We start from the raw sequence: 18428 nt of genomic DNA, 5'->3' as shown, positions 1-18428 counted from the left end.
GGAGGTTTTTTAATAAATTCATCCATGACCAGTCTTTTCCAATGAACCACATGATTCTGATCTTCGATTTCTTCTCACTTCCGTTCGGTTACCTTCCTACATATTCGCCCTGTTCTGGGCCGATTCTTTTCTGTCTTTTCGAGAGCAAAACACATGTAGCATAAATGCTGTTATGATGCATGAAAGCGCGGTTATGCAAGGGGCCATGCATGCTTGGTTTATTTTGCAGGGTACGGATGCGCCGGATTGAATTCGTGTATACTAGGGTATGAGATAGTGAGGCCTGCGGTAAAGGGCTTTACATCTGTAAGGTTACTGTTACATAGAGAGATGAGACAAGATTACACTTTTATGTTTCCCGAGGTGAATATTAATGATAACAGAACAACAATTGCTCGACTTCATGCGGGAAACCGCTTATAAACCGATGACTTATCAGGAACTGGAACAGCACTTCGAGATTGAAGATGCGGCTGATTTCAAAGCCTTTTTAATTATGCTTAATACGCTGGAGGAATCCGGCAAAGTCTTGCTGACCCGCAATAACCGCTACGGTATGCCAGAACGTATGGATTTGGTGCGCGGACGTTTGCAGGCTCATGCAAAGGGGTTTGCTTTCCTCATCCCTGAGGATCGGGAACATCCGGATGTGTACATCCACGCTAACGATATGAAAAGCGCGATGAACGGCGATACGGTATTTGTTAAGGTTACTTCTCAAGGGCCTTCTGGTGGGCGTTTGGAGGGTGAGATTGTCCGTATTGTTACCCGTGCGGTCACGCAAGTGGTCGGTGTATTCCAAAGCCACGAGGTTTTTGGTTTCGTCATTCCGGACGATAAGCGGATTAACCGAGATATCTTCATCCCACGTACGAACTTTAATGGAGCTGTAGATGGGCAAAAAGTTGTTGCAAAAATTATCAGCTATCCAGAGGGCCGGGCAGCAGCAGAAGGTGAAGTGATCGAGATTCTCGGTCATAAGGATGAGCCGGGTATTGATATTTTGTCCGTAATCCGTAAACATCAGCTGCCTGAAGCCTTCCCGGATGAAGTGGTGGAAGAAGCGGAAAAAGCACCGGATGCCATTACGGAAGAAGAAATTATCCAGCAAGGTCGCCGTGATCTGCGTGGACTTAATATCGTTACGATTGATGGCGAAGACGCGAAGGATCTCGATGACGCTGTCAATGTGGAGAAACTGCCTAACGGTAACTACCGTCTGGGCGTTCATATTGCCGATGTAGGCTATTATGTGCAGGAGAACTCCAAGTTGGACCAGGAGGCTTACAACCGCGGATGCAGCGTGTATCTGGTGGACCGTGTTATTCCGATGCTTCCGCAACGGTTGTCCAACGGGATCTGTAGTTTGAACCCACAAGTAGATCGCTTGACCCTTTCTTGTGAGATGGAGTTCAACGACCAGATGAAAGTTGTGAAACACGACATTTTCACAAGTGTGATCAAGACCAAAGAACGGATGACGTATTCCAACGTTCGTAAAATTCTTGAAGGTGAAGAGCCTGAATTGTTGGAGCGTTACAAGGATCTGGTGGATGATTTCCACTTGATGAAAGAGATTGCCTTGAAGCTTCGTGCGATGCGTATGCGCCGCGGTGCGGTTGACTTTGATTTTGAAGAATCCAAAATCATCGTGGATGAAGAATGCAAACCAGTGGATATCGTGAAACGGGAGCGTTCGATTGCGGAGCAAATCATTGAGGAATTCATGCTGGCAGCCAATGAAACAGTAGCGGAGCATTTCCACTGGTTGAAGGTTCCGTTCATCTATCGTGTGCATGAAGATCCAGATCAGGAAAAACTGCAAAATTTTCTCGCCTTTGCGGCGAATTTCGGACACCACGTCAAGGGACGTGGCAACGCGATTCATCCACGGGCGCTTCAATCCCTTCTTGAGGATATTAAAGAAACGAAAGAACAGACGGTTATCAGTACAATGATGCTGCGTTCCATGAAACAGGCGAAGTATGATTCTGAAATGTCAGGTCACTTTGGCCTCGCGGCAGAATTCTATAGTCACTTCACATCACCGATCCGTCGTTATCCCGATCTCGTCATTCACCGTGTTATTCGGGAAGTAATTGAGAACAATGGGGCCTTGCCTGAGAACCGTCAGGAGTATTTGGCTGGGCGTATGGCCGATATTGCGCAACAGTCTTCGGAACGTGAGCGTGTGGCGGTTGAAGCTGAGCGGGATACAGAGAAAATGAAGAAAGCCGAGTACATGCTCGATAAAGTCGGCGAAGAGTTCGAAGGCATGATCAGCAGTGTTACCAGCTTCGGTATGTTCATTGAACTGGAGAATACGGTAGAAGGTCTGATTCGCCTGAGTGCGCTCACAGACGACTATTACCATTTTGATGATCAACATATGGCTCTGATTGGCGAACGCACCTCCAAGGTCTTCCGCATCGGTGATGAGGTGAAGATTCGTGTGGCGCGTGTGAGCATGGAAGAGTACACGATTGACTTTGAAATGGTCGACATGAAACCTCGCGGCGAACGTCCTGGTGGCTTCACTGGTGGACGTGGAGGTAAAGGTGGACGTCCTGCTGGTGGCGGAGGACGCGGTGGCGCGAAGAGTGGTTCCGGTGGATTCAGTGGCTCACGTGGTGGTAAAGGTGCCCCAACTGGTACTGGAGGCAGCCGTGGTGGCAGATCTGCCGATGAAAGCAGCAAAGGCGGCCGTGGCGGTCGTAGCGGAGCTTCGAACACAGCCGGAAGCGCGGGTGGCAAAGGTGGCGGCAAACCGAGAGGAGAGCGTCGTGCTGGAGATACTGGCGGATCAGCAGGCCGGAGCAAGGGAGCGGTAAGCTTTGGTTTTGGTTCGGGCAAAGGTGGTTATAGCTCTACAGCAGGTGGCCAGGAAGGCACTTCAGCTAGTGGACAAGGGAATGGTCTGAACAGCGGTAGCAGTCGCGGTGAAGGGAGCTTCAAATCCGGCAAAGGCGGAGGTAAGGGTGGCAAAGGCGGTAGTGGACGCAAAAACACCTCACCTAGCGGTGTGTTTATCGGAGAAGGAGCTACACCAGGCGGTGTTCAGGAAGGCGGAGCACCACGTCGTAAGCGTAAAAAGAATAAAGGTGCACCTGCCAACGGAACGGCGGCTTTTGTACGGAAGAAGAAAAAGTAATCGCGTTTCGCTGAACATGAAATGAGTGTAATGAGAAGGGGCGGCGCAGACCGCCTCTTTCTTGATTTTAACAGCGGTCCTTGCTACAATTAAGGTCTGGCATGTGGTACCTGAGGAAATGTGTGGTGCGCTGCTGTAGAGCATAGGTACCGGCTTATTTTACGGAGAAGGAGTGAGGACATGGGCAAGAATGATGGACAGAGTAAAGTGCTTGCACAGAATAAAAAGGCTTCCCATGACTACTTCATTGAAGATACGTATGAAGCGGGCATGGTGCTTACCGGAACGGAGATAAAATCTCTTCGTAACGGCCGTGCGAATATTGGCGATGCATTTGCCACGATTCGGAACGGTGAGATTCATATTCACAATATGCATATTAGTCCTTTTGAACAAGGGAACCGTCATAATCCAATTGATCCAACCCGTACGCGCAAACTGCTGATGCATAAAGTGCAAATTCACAAACTGCTAGGGCTGTCGAAGCAGGACGGATACAGCATTGTGCCGCTGAAGATCTATATTCGTAACGGGTATGCGAAGCTCTTACTTGGACTGGGTAAAGGTAAGAAGCAGTACGATAAACGGGAGTCTGCTGCAAAACGCGATGCACAACGTGATATTCAACGGGTACTGCGCGAGAAGCAGAAGGTTGCTCGTTAATTGGAATTGATATGCGTGAATTGCGCATGGCAAGTTAGTTAGTGATAAGTGCATTATGTTAGAAATTAAGATCTCAGGTTTTACCCGTAGTTGGGTGGAGCTTGGGATTTTTTTGATCTGATTAGAGGTTCCTTGTTAAGGGGAAGCGGTGTAATGAGTTTGGCGCAACACGCTCATTTGCCGTGCGCCAGTCAGATTATTGTGCCGGTTATGATATGAGATACACCAGTTGTTGCCACGTATCCTGTCTATTAAGATGTTAGGTTAGTACAAGTTAAAACTGTATGGTTTATTGGCAAGGTTGATGGAGTAAGTTTGCAGATGGCTGCGTAGTTTGTTCGGATCGTGGGTAAGATAGTTAAGTGGAACTGTTTGTGAATCGTTGGCATTCGGTACTCAACTTTACTTCCCTTGAGGGACGCGGTATAATATGTAGACGCTTGAGCCTCATATGTGTGTTGGTTAAACTTGCACAGTTGCTCAGTCTGCTGGAACGTCTTCCAGCAATCTGTACTATATCGGTGATTGTTCCTATGTTATGATGTTCTTGTAGCAAACAGGAATGCCGAGTTTGAAAGAAGCATCTTTTTACCTTGGAGGAAAAAGATGTGCAGCACCTTTGCTCCGTATTCACGGATTAATCCTGGAGCCCTTCTTATATGAGGGGGCGTTTATGGATTCGACGGGGATAGTTCGAGCATGGGTAGCGGGTAGTGGGGACGCGTCCACTTCATCAACGCTAAAGCCTATTAAACGGCAAACAACAAACAAACTACGCTTTCGCAGCCTAAGAAACTGTGTGCGTGCTTCTAACCTGCATCGCCCATGTGACAGGATTAGGGGCTAACAAGTAGTGGGATACGCTGTCACATCTCCGCCTGGGGTGTGCTGAAGAAGACAATCAGGCTGACCCAACGTATAGCCGGTTACGGGGCGATACTCGGGTGACATCAAAACTGTGACTACACCCGTAGAAGCTTATGTGTCGTTATCTTCGGACAGGGGTTCGACTCCCCTCGCCTCCATTAAAAAAGCCAGCCAGCATATGGTTGGTTTTTTTCTATTGTCTAAAATGTAGACATAAAGTAGACTTTACCTTATTAACATACAATTTGATCTATCTGAAAAGGAGAATTATATGAAAGTAAATTTCAAGGTTGAACCGATAGGACAAGGTTTATTTTATAACGGCAATATTAATAATTCAATTATAGTATATGATTGTGGTAGCAATAACATTAATAAATTAAAGGAAATGATTTCAGAATTTGAATTAAGATGTAATGGAAATAAAATAGATGTATTGATGATTTCTCATTTTCATGAAGATCATATAAACGGTATTGAATTATTATTATCAAAATTTGAAGTAGACACTGTTATTTTACCCTATATAAGCAACGTAGAAAAAGCACTCTTACTAGCAAAACCAAACTATGGTAAATCGCAATATAGTCTCGAGATGTTGATTGATCCAGTGCGTTTCTTTCTGAGCGAAGAAAGACGAGTCCAGCGGGTTGTACTTATTGCACCAGGAAGTGGAACAACAAGTATAGATAATGAAGACTTTCAGATTGATAACAATGATAATAATGTTTTTAATTTAGTTTCAATAAAGGAAGATTCTGATTTAATTGAGAAGCTTACAGTTGATACATATTATGGAGAACAGTTGAATAGGAAGAAATTGTTTGTTTTGAAGCATGACCAATACATGATATTGAGGAATATCTGGAAGTTTAAATTTTTTAATTTGAAAACAGAATCTACTGTTCTTGATAAGTTTGAGGCTGAAATAACTTCCATACTAGAATTAGATAATATTAAGGAATTAAATAAGCAATTAAAAGATGAATCAGTTAGAGAGCAAATAGCTGAATGCTATGCCAGTTGTTTTAATAAAAGAGGGGCTAAATTTAATGATACATCCCTTGTTGTATACCATGAACCTATCAGAAGTGATCATATTAAAATCTACTCATATGTTGAAGGTTGTGCAACACTTGTAAATAATGAAGATCTCTTTGGTTTCACCTGGTTCCATAATCATAATCTATCAACTTCTTTTACAGGACAAATGCTATGTGGTGATATTTGCCTAAATAAACAAGATAATTACGATGAATGGAAAAAACATTATAACAAAGAATTACATAATATATCTTTTATGTTATTACCTCATCATGGATCAAAGCATAATTGGAACAATAAAATAGTTAGTGATTGTCATAACCTAGATTGGTATCTAGCATCTGCGGGTTTCTCTAATAAATATAGTCATCCAAGTATGCAAATAGTTAATGAACTGGTTTCGAAAAACAAAAGTTTCATTAATGGGAATGAGTTGGTTGGAATGGTTATAACTTTCCAGTTTGAGTAATTTACTTATAAATTCTGAAAAAGACATCTTAGAAAAGGGTTCTAAGATGTTTTTATATAAAATTTCCCTTATAAAATGTGACATGACATGAACTCAAATAATGTATTACTTGGTACTTGTTCATCTTCAAAGGGATTAAAAACAATTAGGTCAATTGTGCATCGTTTATTATAAGACTCCACCAGAGCTCTCTCGATCTCTTGCACTTCCTGATCATCCAGTACAGGTTTCCCACGTCTCTCCTGTTCTCTCATGCGAGTCTAGATGCTCGACCCCTTAAACGACAAATTACGACAAAATATCTTATGGAAATAGTGAGTTAGACATGGGATGATGAGGAGAAAGTCGAATGAGGAGATGTATTAAGTGATTGAGAAGAAAAACCTGTATGTAGCAAATTTTAACTGTACTTTTAGTAAGGACAAAAATAATGAACCGCTGCTTAGTTACTTTGAGACGATAATCTTCCCTGCATTTACACGGGGGACGGTATACAAAAAACCTAAGTCGGATAATGAATTTTTATTTGAAGAAGTTGAATTGAATTTCAAAAATGGAGTTTTTGTGTTAATGGGATTAATTGTGAAAAAAACACATCTTGAAATCAAAACAAGATATGATGAACAAGGAGTGTTAACCACAACCAATGATTTAGTGCAGTCTGATCCATTTTCTTATTTTATAATCAATCTCCAGAACCATAGAATGGTACTGGTTCAGAATCAAAAAGGTAGTCCGACTGTGACTGATTTCGATAGAACTGCCTCACATATTCTATCTATGTACGTTAGAGAACATAATAGAAATGTAAGTCAAAACGAAAATAGATTACCCAAACCCAACCTTAATGTTGTAACTGTTCCTCACTCAGGGAAAATTGAAGAAGAACTCAAAAATATTAGTAAAATTGAAAGTGCTGTTCTTAGATTCTACCCTTTGAATGGTGACATCTCTGCAAATGAACTATTTAATGAATTGAGAGAAATGTTGGATAAGCTTGATAGTAAGACAGGAAGTACACAGTTTAATAATCCTCAAAATCATAAAGAAGTAACAGATATATTAAAAGATACAAAAGGGACTGTAAGACCAACCTTGAGAGTGGTTTACGATAATGGTTCTAGAAGAACATTACGTGAAAATGATTTTAGCGAAAATACAAAAATTCAACTGGATGAATCATCATCTTTTCACAAGAATATGAGTGAAATTTCTGAAAAAGTTGTAAACCATCCACACTACAATGATACTAGTGTGGAAAATGCTAGTATTTATCAAAGATATTTGTCAAAGCTTGAGATATTTTTTTCTAAGAGAAAACAGGAGGAAAAATGAATGACAATATAAAGGAATCAATAAAACATATTCTTGACGATAATAGCTTCAATAAGCTAATTCTGAATAGTATAGCTTATTTAAAGCTTAGTGTACGAAGGAAATTAGGATTACTATTATTTTGGATTGTAATTTTCATAGCATATCTGTTTCTCTTTAATGAACATATTGAAGCTATAAAATCTACTAAAGATATAATTAGTAATGTACAATCAATAATTATATCAATATTTTCAATTGTTATAACTGGTTATGCGATATTTCAAGCTTTAACTAACGGCAAGACTTTATTAGCTATGCTTAAAGTAAATAAAGAAAAAATGAGTAAGTTTCAAGAATATAATTATTTTTTCTTTTCTATTTCGCTACTATATTTATTTGTCATCATTTTTAATTTTGTATTAAGTATTTTCTTAAACAATATTCCCGAGGACTGGAGTCTTTTATTTTTCAGTAAAAAAACAAATGATACATTGTATGCTGTAGTTATCAGCTCTTATATAACTTTTGTTATAAATGCTTTAATAGAGATGAAGTCATTTATATATAATTTATATCAACTATTTTCAACTCATGCTGTAGCAAGTGCTATACAACAGATTGAAAATGAAAAAAAATCATAATGCACAAAAAAAGGTTGCTCCTAAAGGGTACCCTTTTTTTGTGCAATGTGTTTTTAGTTTTTGTGTTTGTGTAAAGAGTACAAAGACTCATATTATGACATTTTTCTGATTTTTAATGTTATACTAAATCATGAGAAATACAAATCATACCAATGATGGTGAGATTTAAAGGTGGGATATAACCATGAGAAATGGATATAAAGAGTTGAGGGAAAAATTCGTTGAAAATTTAAAAAAAGACCTAATAGGTCCTTATGATGAAAATGAGGTACTCTACGAGAGCCCTGCATCAAGTTACATTATGGGAAGGTTAAGCCCAATTTCAGAAAATGTGATAATTGATGAACTAGATAGTAGTATTTTTGAGGAAGATCGGGGAGAAAATGACGAGGATGAATTTGAGTCTACAGAACTTTCTGAGGAACTTCATCCAAGTAAAAATAAACAAAGTTCTGCCGGGTTAAAAGTGTTTTTATCGAATGACGCACAAACAATATTAGCAAAAGTAAGATGGGCTGATTATATAGTAAATGTATCTAATGAAGAAGAAATAAGCACGCGTAAATATAAAAGAGAAGCTAGAGAGTTCACAAAAATAGTTGACATCACTAGTGGGAACGTTGCTGGAGAGTTAATCGAAAAAGAAATATATATTAGTTGGATAACACATAAATTGCATAATAATAATAAAATGGTCTCAGTATACGTAGAGAACAGAAGGAAACAAGAGGAAGCTAATGATCCTACTAAACATATATACCAAGTTGAGTTAATCTTGCAATCTACTGATGATACAGAGATATTCTTATCGGAATCTTATGCACATTCTAAAATTGAGGAGGAGGACTTTTTTTATAACAAAAAGCCTATTTTTTCACGAGGATATGGATGTGCTGCTGAATGGGAAGACGTTACTGGTCACACCGCTAAAAGAATATTAACAAGTTTTATTCCAACCAAAGAGATCAATGGAGTTGATGCTGAAATCGCTGAGTTTAAGGGCTATTTCTCAATGTTAAAATACTCAGAACCCAGCAATAAAGAAGAAATTATAAGCGAACTCCTTGATCTTGTAGAAGATTATAAGGTATGGATTGAAAGAATGAGATTTCATGAATATATGAAAAATCCGACATACATGGATATCGGAAGCGATAAGATAAATGTCTGTATGGAGAACTTATCTAGGATGTCAAAGGGAATCAAAATACTCCAAAATGACAATAAGGCATTTAGTTCATTTGTTCACATGAATAGATCACTACACCTCTCTAGAAGTATGGGAATGTACTCAAGAAATACAGATGCTAGTAAGAGTCTTGAGAATTATCAATATGACCATTCTTTTTGGAGACCATTTCAAATAGGATTTGTTCTTCTTAACATTGAAGGAATTGTTTTCCCAAATACACATGACCGAGATGTTTTAGATTTGCTCTATTTCCCTACTGGTGGCGGTAAGACCGAAGCCTATCTTGGTGTGATTGCATTTTTATTATTTCATAGAAGAATTACTAGAGGAGAATCTTCTCATTATGAGAAGGATGGTGGAGTTACAGTAATTGTTAGGTATACTCTTAGACTTCTAACAACTCAACAAAGAGATAGGATGTTAAGGCTCATTTCTGCATGTGAATTATTAAGGAGCGAAAATACTACCCTTTTCGGAGATGAAGAGTTTTCAATTGGGTTCTGGGTAGGAAGTACTGTCACGATAAATAAGTACTCAGAATTAGTGGAGAGTAAATATAACCAATCTTATAAAATTGAAAACAAAATAAAAAACTTGAGAGGTCAAATTCTTAAGTGTCCTTGCTGTGGTTCGAAAATTGAGAAAGCATCATATAAATTAGATATAGAAAACAAGAGTTTTAAAGTCTTTTGTTCTAATAAAAAATGTTACTTTAATCATTCCCATATTCCTGTTTACTTAATTGATGAAGATATCTACAAAAAGACGCCTTCAGTAATAATCGGAACGGTTGATAAGTTTGCTAGAATTACTTTCGAAGAGAAGACAAACCTTCTATTCGGAAAAAGGAATCTCGCGTGTACAGACTGTGGAAGCTTATTGGATATTGAATCTATAAAAGTTTGTACTGAAAAAGGACATATAAAAGAAGGGAAACAGAAAGTAGTAAAACCTTTTTATCCACCAGAACTGATACTACAAGATGAACTTCATTTGATTACAGGACCGTTAGGAACTATTTATGGCAGTTATGAGATGGCTATAGATGAATTGTCAAAAGTATATGAAAATGAAAAGGTTATACTTCCAAAATATATTGCTTCAACAGCAACAATAAAAAATGCTGATAAACAAATTACTTCTTTATATGCTAGAACAACATTTAATCAATTTCCACCCAATGGGCATGATTCTGACGATTCCTATTTTGCATGTGAAAAAAGTATAGGTGAATATCCTTTCAGAGAATATATAGGTGTCAGCTCACCATACACTTCTATGAAAACAACAGTTTCACGTGTGTATGCTGTTCTATTACAAACTGCCGAAAGGTATAAAAATGATCCTATTTATAAAGAGTTTATTGACCCTTTCTGGACATTAGTTGGCTATTACAATAGTAAAAGAGAACTAGGAGGAGCTGTAAGACTAATACAAGATGACATTCCAGCGAGAACACTTGTTTTAAAAGAAAAAAATAAAGATAAATGGCCTAGAACGAACCTGATCTACGATGAAATAACTTCTAGAAAAAACTCAAGAGAGATACCTAAAGTGTTAGAAAAGTTAGAAACTTCCTATGGCGAAAAGGGATATGCTTATGATGTTGTTGTTGCGACTAACATGATTCAGGTAGGTATGGATGTTGAAAGGCTAGGATTAATGGCGGTAACAGGACAACCAAAAACAACAGCCGAATATATTCAAGCTACTTCAAGGATAGGAAGAAAAACTCCTGGGTTGGTAATAACTATTTATAATGCATATAGATCGAGGGATCTATCACACTATGAGAATTTCACCACTTATCATTCTCATTTATACAGATATGTTGAAGGTAATTCAGCGACTCCTTTTTCAGCGAGATCTAGAGAAAGAAGCCTACATGCAGCATTAATAGCAATTTTAAGAGGCAAGTTTGAGGAGTTAAGAGATAACAAAGTTGGAGCGAGAGCTATTGAAGAATTGAGTGAAGAAGATATAAACAAAGTTTTACAAACTGTTAAAGATAGAGTTATGACAGTGGATCCGAATAACTGGGAAAAAGCATTGGAGGATATTAGATACTTTTTCGATGAATGGATAAATTTATCTAGGAAATACAAAAACTTATATTATCACGTATCTACATTTAATCCAGGATACAGAATGAAAAGATTACAGAGATTACTTAAAGTATTTGGGGAAGATGGGGTTGACCATGAGAAGTCGACATTAAATAGTATGAGGAACGTACAGAATGAAGTAGGCCTTTATTTATGGGAGGGATGAAATTGGAAATCGGGGAACTCAGTCAAAGTCAAATTATCACATCATTTGGACCAGGCTCTATAATAGATGCAAAGTTAGACTCAGTTGTACCTCTGGATATTAGTCATTGGTCTAGCCATGGGGGAAAGAATGGCAATAAGATATACTTTAATAAGCTAGCTTCATATTTGAATGTTAAGTATTTTATGGAACCTAAACAGGGTAAATCCTCTATACCAGTTGTTATATTTCCTGATTGGCACGTTTGTTCCAAATGTGACTATTTATTTGAAGTGTCAAAAATAGGTAGTTCGTTAAAAGAAGTTTATAGTTATAAGGGGCTTTTATGCCCTAGTTGTAAAAATGGTAAAGCACATCCATCTCGCTTTATTGTAATGTGTGAGAAGGGACATATGGATGAATTTCCGTACCGTGAATACTTGCATGGAGGAAAGACTAATTGTTTAGGTGAATTGAGTTTGAAGACAGGAAGTTATACGTCGTCCTTGAACTCAATTCAATTAAAATGCGATCAATGCAAGGCCACGAAAAAAATGGGGGACTCATTAAACAAAGACAGTTTCAGTTTTATGAAATGTTCGGGCAGACACGTGCAGAAACCCAAATCAAAAAATGAGAATTGTGATGCAGAAATTATACCTAGTTTGAGAGGTGCAACTAATGTATATTTCTCAATTGTAAGAAGTGCCCTGGAAATCCCTCCGTGGTCGGATCCGCGTTTTCAGATTGTGGAGGAAAAGGCTGTCCACGTAAAGCAAATAATTGAAGACCGACAAGAAATGTGTGAAATTGATGAAGAAGAATTTGATTATGAAAAAACTCTAAACAGTGCTTTAAGATTAACATACAAGAGCATTGAGGATGAGAGTTTTCCTTTTGAGGAATACAAAGAAATCTTCAATAAAGTAGCAGAGGGAGTTACTCAATACAGTGAAATTAAAGAAAGCGAGTATAGATCCATATTGAATCATGAAACTATAAGTAAGAACTATTTATCAAGCTTTCTTGCAACAGATGTGGATATACCCTCTTATCTCCAAAAGTACTTCTCAAGGATTATTAGGATTGAAAAAGTTAGGGAAGTAACTGCTTTAAAAGGTTTTGCTCGTGGTACGTATCCTGATCCTGAAAGTGACAGCTCTGCTAGTGAGGTAAATCTCTCTGGTAGAGACATTGGATGGCTACCAGCAATTAGAACAAATGGGGAAGGTATATTTATTGAGCTTAATCATACTGAAGTTCAAAACTGGTTAAATCGTTTTAATTCGAGTGCTATCTCAGATGTATATAATAACGAATATAAAGCATTTACTGAAAAAAAAGGATGGGAGTACAGAAATAAAAAAGATGTTGTTTATGGTCTACTACACACTCTTTCTCACATATTAATAAGAGAACTCGCATTACATTGTGGTTATTCAACAACTGAGTTGAAAGAAAGAATCTATTATAGTAATAATATGTGTGGCCTTCTTGTCTATACAGGAAGTGGCGATTCAGAGGGGACACTAGGTGGTTTAGAGGAAATGGGAAAAATTGAGAATTTTAAGGGTATTCTGCTAGAAGGGCTTAAAGCTGCTTTAACATGCTCAGGTGACCCGAGTTGTGTGACAAGTAATCCAGGAAATGGAGAGCTAAATGGAGCTGCTTGTCATGCTTGTTCAATGATTCCCGAAACAGCTTGTGAAAATGGAAATAGGCTTCTTGATCGAAGATTGGTCGTTCCAACTAGTTCTAATTCGATTAAAGGATACTTTGAGGATTTGATAGTAGATATATGTGGAATAACTATAGATTAGACTACCTTTCAGATGAAATAGAGTCTCGAAGAGAATTTTTAGAAACATTAGTCTCAAATATTCTTGCTGATTTCCTAAAATCAAAAAATGAGATTAGTAGGCTGTTAAATGCTAACTTCCCCAATATTTCCTTGGAGGAAAAGAGAGATCTTCTGTATTTATTCTTAAAATCACACAAAGTAGATACAATGGACAAAACTCACATGGTTTGGTCAGGACCAGAAGTGGCTGGAATAAGAGGAAGGAATACTGAAATACTATTTGAAGAATTAATTCAAGGAGCTAAGTATAGCATTCTTATTTCTATTTACTCACTAAGTCAGTATGCAGGTAAACTACTACGACTATTAAAGAGAAAGGCAGACTTAGGGGTTTATGTTGAAGTCTATGTGAACGACTATACAGGTAAATCGAAACTTTTAGCACCACTAATGGATTCAAAAAACAATAAATTATCAGTATATGAATATGTGGGTTCTGATAATTCCACTCAAGCACTTCATGCAAAGGTAATTACAGTTGATGGAGAGAAGTCAGTGGTAACCTCTTCAAACCTTTCCTTTAATGGGATGGACGGGAATTTAGAGTTAGGGGTATTGTTACAATCTAAAGAACGGTCTAAAGAAATAAGGTCTATTTTCAACACAATGCTTGAAAAGGGATACTTTGAAAAAAAGAGGAATACGTAAGCTTATTTTTGTATTTTCCCTTTGACTAGTTAATTTTTGTATAGTAATAGGTTATAATTATTGAAAAAAGAATTAGGAGCAAAGTATGAATTTTATAGATTTGTTTGCCGGTGCTGGTGGGCTTTCTGAAGGATTCATACGTCAGGGATTTGAACCCATAGCACATATAGAGATGGATAGATATGCTTCACTTACTCTAAAAACTCGTGCAGCTTTTCATTACTTAAAAGAACATGAGAAGCTTGAAATCTATCATGCTTATTTAAGAGGCGAGATAGATCAAAGCAAACTCTATAGTGAAGTTGATGCTAAGGTTTTAAATACTATAATGAATATGGAAATCTCTGATTCAACAATTGAAGAGATTTTCAGAACCATTGACGATAATCTAAAAGAAAAAGGTATAAGTTCTATTGATGTGCTTATAGGTGGGCCACCTTGCCAAGCCTATTCGTTAGTTGGTAGAGCTCGTGATCCGTATAAAAAAGAAAATGATCCACGGAATTACCTCTATCAGCAATATGTTAAATTTCTTGAGAAATATGAACCGAAATTATTTTTATTTGAGAATGTGCCAGGGATTCTTACTGCTGGAAAAGGACATTTATTTGAAGATGTCAAGAGGATAATGGATGAGTCGGGGTATAGCATAGAAGCTAAAGTTCTAGATGCAAGCTCATTCGGAGTATTACAAAAGCGAAAGCGTGTAATCTTAGTTGGATGGAAAAAAGGAATCAATCTTTTTTATCCTGAATTTAATGAAATATCCCATAACTTCCTTGTGAATGATCTGTTGTCTGATTTACCTGTACTTAATCCTGGCGAGACTAAAGATTATCATTATCATTCTTCACCAAATCAATATCTTATGGATTTTGGCATTCGCGATGAGAACGATATCTTAGTACAGCATATTAGCAGGTCTCATAACAGCAGAGATAGGGAGATATACAAATCTGCAATTAAAAAGTGGAATACAGAAAAAAAACGGTTGAAGTATACAGATGTACCTGAAGGTGAGAGAACTCATAAAAATGTTACATCTTTCTTAGATCGATTCAAGGTAGTAGCTGGTGATATTGGTTACTCACATACTATGGTGGCTCATATTGCTAAAGATGGGCATTATTATATTCACCCAGATATTAATCAGTTGAGGTCTCTTTCTGTGAGAGAGGCAGCAAGAATTCAATCTTTTCCAGATAATTTTTATTTTGAAGGTCCTAGAACTGCGGTATTTACTCAAATTGGAAATGCAGTCCCACCTCTAATGGCTGAAAATATTGCTAAAGAAATAAGTTTATTATTGCAAGGGAAACTCCCAAGACAAATAGAACTAACTATTTAATTCGTTAATTTCTGTTATATGGATATATATTATCATTCTAGAATAATAAAAAGAGTACTTTGAGAAAATTCTCAAAGTACTCTTTTTATTTGTTTTTGGGTTAAAGGAGAGATTTGTAAATGTATGATGACGAGATAAAGATTTTATTATCCCAAGCTTTAATGGAAGATGTAAACGGTAGGATTATAAATGAGCTGTTTAATCATTTTCCTACTATAGAAAATTTATTATTCTGGTAATACTAATTTAATAGACTTGGAGTGAGAACATTGACCTTAATGACTTATGAAAAGAAAAAAGAAATTCAGATTTCAGATTATAAGAATTTAGTTGAGAAACTAAAAGGGAAGGATCGTTGTTTCATTATTCAAATTCCAAACTGAAATGATACGAAGGTTAACTGCTGATGATGGAGCAGAATTCACACAGCAGAGAATTATTGACTTTTTGAATATAATAAAAGAAGTAGTTAATGATTTCCTGTTATGCAATAAGTGTAATCAAACATATAAATTTAGGATCTGTACCGGACTAAGTTATAAAAAAGATAATGCGATTGAGTTAACTTGTTAAGGGTGTGGCGATTGTTATACTTCATTCTGAGGAGCGAAGTCATTTTACCTATTTTAACTTTGAAGCATGGAGAGAAGTAGATAATTTAAGGAAGAGATCTAGGGGATTCTCTATAAGTTATCGACTTAGTAGTTCACCTAAGAGGACACTTCTTTTTATGAACGATAATAAAGAGATACGCGCTGAAATATGGATTAATGGCTATCAAGTTTTTCAAGCAGAGGAAGTGAAAAGTTACTGGGACTACTCAAAAGAGATAATTAAAAAAAGAAGAAAAAATGAGGAAATACAAGTAACTTTTACTCGAAATGAGAATGAAACGATATATGAATTAGATGAAGCTTTTATGAATAACTAATTTTAGGTATATAACACAACCATCAATCAGTGTTCTGATTGGTGGTGTTCACTTTAAGATATAATAAGGAATAATTTAAAACTGGAGGGGGACTCAAGATGTTGGAAAATCGAGAACAGCTCCAAGAAATTTTAAATAAAGCAAATCAACATGCACGGAAACAAGCTAAAGAATCAGGTGCTTCTATTTATTATATAAAGAATAACAAACGCTTTCGTGAGGATGCTGCGGGTAATAAATTCGAAATTATATATGATGCTACTGGGAAACGCCAGGAGTTTGAGTATCATGAGTGAAACCAGACCAGTCATGGCGGTGTTTGCTGGAACCAATGGAGCAGGGAAAAGTACACTCAGCATGCAAATGAGAGAGTGGCTTGGTGAACTGGTTGATCCAGATCAAATTGCAAGATAGTTGAAGCCAGAAGACCCGCGTAGTGCTGACCCTGTCTGTTGGAAGGAAGCTGTGAAAAGAATCCGATCACTCATAAAAAGTGGCGAAAACTTTGCTATTGAAACGACATTATCTGGATCATTTGTTCGCCCCTCGCCTCCATTAGAGTAAGCAAAAGCCACCACCCAGTGATCTGGATGGTGGCTTTTCATTTTATGATATAATCATTTAAAAAAAGGAGTAAGGCGCTGTATGGATTCGCAGAACTGACAGCATCCATCATATGGAGCAAAGTACTATCCAGTTCAAAATGGACTTCATATTTTGGAATAACTATCCCTTTCATCCTTGGAAATTTTCTAAAAACATGATGACGAATCGAAGCCGACTTTGGCAGAGTTGGAGGATGGTTTACCTTAGCCAGTCAGCTTATGCAATGGAATCTTGATGCTCGAATCGTGGCGCTGGTCGCCATCCTATTCCAATTGCATACTGTGATCTCTGGACTAGACCGGAGCATATAGTCATGGAATAATAGGGGAGAATGTAGACAGGCAGTTGCAGAGAGGGGTCATTGTTTTATGGTTAATATCGCGTTGGTAGATCAGGTATCTGTTAGGGAAAAGGTTGTGGCGTTCACGTTTGATGATGGGCCCCATCCGGTGTATACACATCAAGTGCTTGAGATATTCCGCCGTGCGAGTGGGCGGGCGACGTTTTTCATGATCGGCAAAGAGATGGAGGCTCACCCGGAGATTGCGGCGGAGGTGCACCGTGAAGGGCATGAGATTGGAAACCATACGTACACGCATCCGGACCTGACAAAGCTGACGCTGAAGGCAGCTGGAGAGGAACTGCAACGTGCAGAAAGGCTTGTTCAAGAAATTACGGGGCAACCTACCCGCTGCTTCCGCCCGCCGTATTTTGGCGTGAACGATGACATTCTGTCTCTGGCGGCGGAGCGCGGATATCAAACGATTGGTGCGGTAAACGGTGATGCGAAGGATTGGGACAATCCCGGCGTTGAGCACATTCTGGAGCATACCCGGTCTGCGGTGAAACCCGGGAGCGTGTTAATTTTCCATGACGGGTACGGGGATCGTTCCGAGACAGTGGAAGCAGTTCGAGTGCTGGTGGATGAACTTGTCGCGGAAGGGTACCGATTGATCACGGTAAGTGAATTGTTGAGATTTTCTTCGTAATCGTTAAACAGAGTATTGTAGATTGGACCCATCATTCATTGAAATGATAGGGTCCTCTTTCTTGTCCAGTATCCACCAGCCCAGAAGTTTAATTATTGAACAACGGCTCCGTGCGAAGCAAATAGTTACCCCGTACTTCCGCCGTCCAATTGGCAAAGACCTCTCTCCATTGAACACTGTTAAAGAAATCGTCTACGGATTGGTTGTCGGAATCCCAGTCAACAAATATGTTGAGAGGTGTGATTCCTCCGGCCCAAATTCCATTACTGACGTCCGTTCCCTTCTCCCTCACTAATAAGATTGGAATACCGAATTGAAAGGCCATGGCAGGCTCGATTTGAGAAAAAGTCGATCCTTCCCAGAACGGAGTGGTCGTTGGTGGCTCTCCTACATTGGAATCAAGAATTTGAACATAAAATCTGCGGAAGTTGATTGCGAGCAATCCATAGCT

The 18428-nt window shown here is 38.2% G+C and carries 15 protein-coding genes and 1 other RNA gene; 14 read left to right on the top strand and 2 right to left on the bottom strand.

The window, feature by feature from the left end:
* Positions 1-373: 373 nt before the first annotated feature.
* From rnr to G3352_RS17545, 4 genes are all read left to right on the top strand, one after another.
* The gene (gene rnr / locus G3352_RS17560; protein WP_163758375.1) at positions 374-3151 is read left to right on the top strand and encodes a ribonuclease R; all 2778 of its coding nucleotides are present in this window, start codon (positions 374-376) and stop codon (positions 3149-3151) included.
* A gap of 180 nt (positions 3152-3331) precedes the next feature.
* The gene (smpB, locus tag G3352_RS17555) at positions 3332-3814 is read left to right on the top strand and encodes an SsrA-binding protein SmpB (RefSeq protein WP_024629496.1); all 483 of its coding nucleotides are present in this window, start codon (positions 3332-3334) and stop codon (positions 3812-3814) included.
* Between the two features lie 663 nt (positions 3815-4477).
* Positions 4478-4842, top strand: a transfer-messenger RNA (tmRNA) gene (ssrA, locus tag G3352_RS17550).
* Positions 4843-4952: 110 nt separating this feature from the next.
* Positions 4953-6194, top strand: a complete 1242-nt coding sequence (locus G3352_RS17545) for an MBL fold metallo-hydrolase (RefSeq protein WP_163758373.1) — start codon at positions 4953-4955, stop codon at positions 6192-6194.
* Positions 6195-6262: 68 nt separating this feature from the next.
* Here G3352_RS17545 and G3352_RS17540 read toward each other — a convergent pair whose 3' ends face one another.
* The gene (locus G3352_RS17540) at positions 6263-6448 is read right to left on the bottom strand and encodes a YolD-like family protein (RefSeq protein WP_163758371.1); all 186 of its coding nucleotides are present in this window, start codon (positions 6446-6448) and stop codon (positions 6263-6265) included.
* 112 nt (positions 6449-6560) lie between these two features.
* On the opposite strand from G3352_RS17540, the gene G3352_RS17535 reads away from it, so the two are divergent.
* The 10 genes from G3352_RS17535 (at position 6561) to G3352_RS17495 (ending at position 17977) form a co-directional block, all read left to right on the top strand.
* Positions 6561-7529 (top strand): hypothetical protein, encoded by a 969-nt coding sequence (locus G3352_RS17535; protein ID WP_163758370.1) that lies wholly within the window; start codon positions 6561-6563, stop codon positions 7527-7529.
* The gene (locus G3352_RS17530) at positions 7526-8152 is read left to right on the top strand and encodes a hypothetical protein (protein ID WP_163758368.1); all 627 of its coding nucleotides are present in this window, start codon (positions 7526-7528) and stop codon (positions 8150-8152) included. Before G3352_RS17535 ends, G3352_RS17530 begins: the two co-directional genes overlap by 4 nt.
* A gap of 184 nt (positions 8153-8336) precedes the next feature.
* Entirely contained in the window at positions 8337-11615 is a 3279-nt protein-coding gene (gene drmA, locus G3352_RS17525; protein ID WP_163758366.1) for a DISARM system helicase DrmA, read from the top strand.
* A 2-nt stretch (positions 11616-11617) separates the two neighbouring features.
* A complete protein-coding gene (drmB, locus tag G3352_RS17520) occupies positions 11618-13414 on the top strand; it encodes a DUF1998 domain-containing protein (protein ID WP_163758364.1) in 1797 nt (598 codons plus the stop codon).
* Entirely contained in the window at positions 13393-14103 is a 711-nt protein-coding gene (locus tag G3352_RS17515) for a phospholipase D-like domain-containing protein (RefSeq protein ID WP_163758362.1), read from the top strand. The genes drmB and G3352_RS17515 overlap by 22 nt, the downstream gene beginning before the upstream one ends.
* 85 nt (positions 14104-14188) lie before the next feature.
* Positions 14189-15451, top strand: a complete 1263-nt coding sequence (locus G3352_RS17510; RefSeq protein ID WP_163758360.1) for a DNA cytosine methyltransferase — start codon at positions 14189-14191, stop codon at positions 15449-15451.
* 730 nt (positions 15452-16181) lie between these two features.
* Positions 16182-16382 (top strand): hypothetical protein, encoded by a 201-nt coding sequence (locus tag G3352_RS17505; RefSeq protein ID WP_163758358.1) that lies wholly within the window; start codon positions 16182-16184, stop codon positions 16380-16382.
* 98 nt (positions 16383-16480) lie between these two features.
* Positions 16481-16678 carry a hypothetical protein gene (locus G3352_RS17500; protein ID WP_163758356.1) on the top strand — a complete coding sequence of 66 codons (198 nt, stop codon included), beginning with the start codon at positions 16481-16483 and terminating at the stop codon, positions 16676-16678.
* Entirely contained in the window at positions 16671-16796 is a 126-nt protein-coding gene (locus G3352_RS31445; protein ID WP_275898437.1) for a hypothetical protein, read from the top strand. Before G3352_RS17500 ends, G3352_RS31445 begins: the two co-directional genes overlap by 8 nt.
* A 560-nt stretch (positions 16797-17356) precedes the next feature.
* Positions 17357-17977: a polysaccharide deacetylase family protein gene (locus tag G3352_RS17495; RefSeq protein WP_163758354.1), complete on the top strand. Its 621-nt coding sequence runs from the start codon at positions 17357-17359 to the stop codon at positions 17975-17977.
* A gap of 88 nt (positions 17978-18065) precedes the next feature.
* Here the strand turns inward: G3352_RS17495 and G3352_RS31715 are convergent, their stop codons facing one another.
* A complete protein-coding gene (locus G3352_RS31715; protein ID WP_481856306.1) occupies positions 18066-18419 on the bottom strand; it encodes a hypothetical protein in 354 nt (117 codons plus the stop codon).
* Between the last annotated feature and the right edge of the window lie 9 nt (positions 18420-18428).

The sequence above is a fragment of the Paenibacillus sp. ALJ109b genome (assembly GCF_010747435.1).
GTDB classification, from domain to species: Bacteria; Bacillota; Bacilli; order Paenibacillales; family Paenibacillaceae; genus Paenibacillus; species Paenibacillus taichungensis.
The sequence above is the reverse complement of the archived record's forward strand: the minus strand, read 5'-3'. Positions and strand labels throughout refer to the sequence as shown.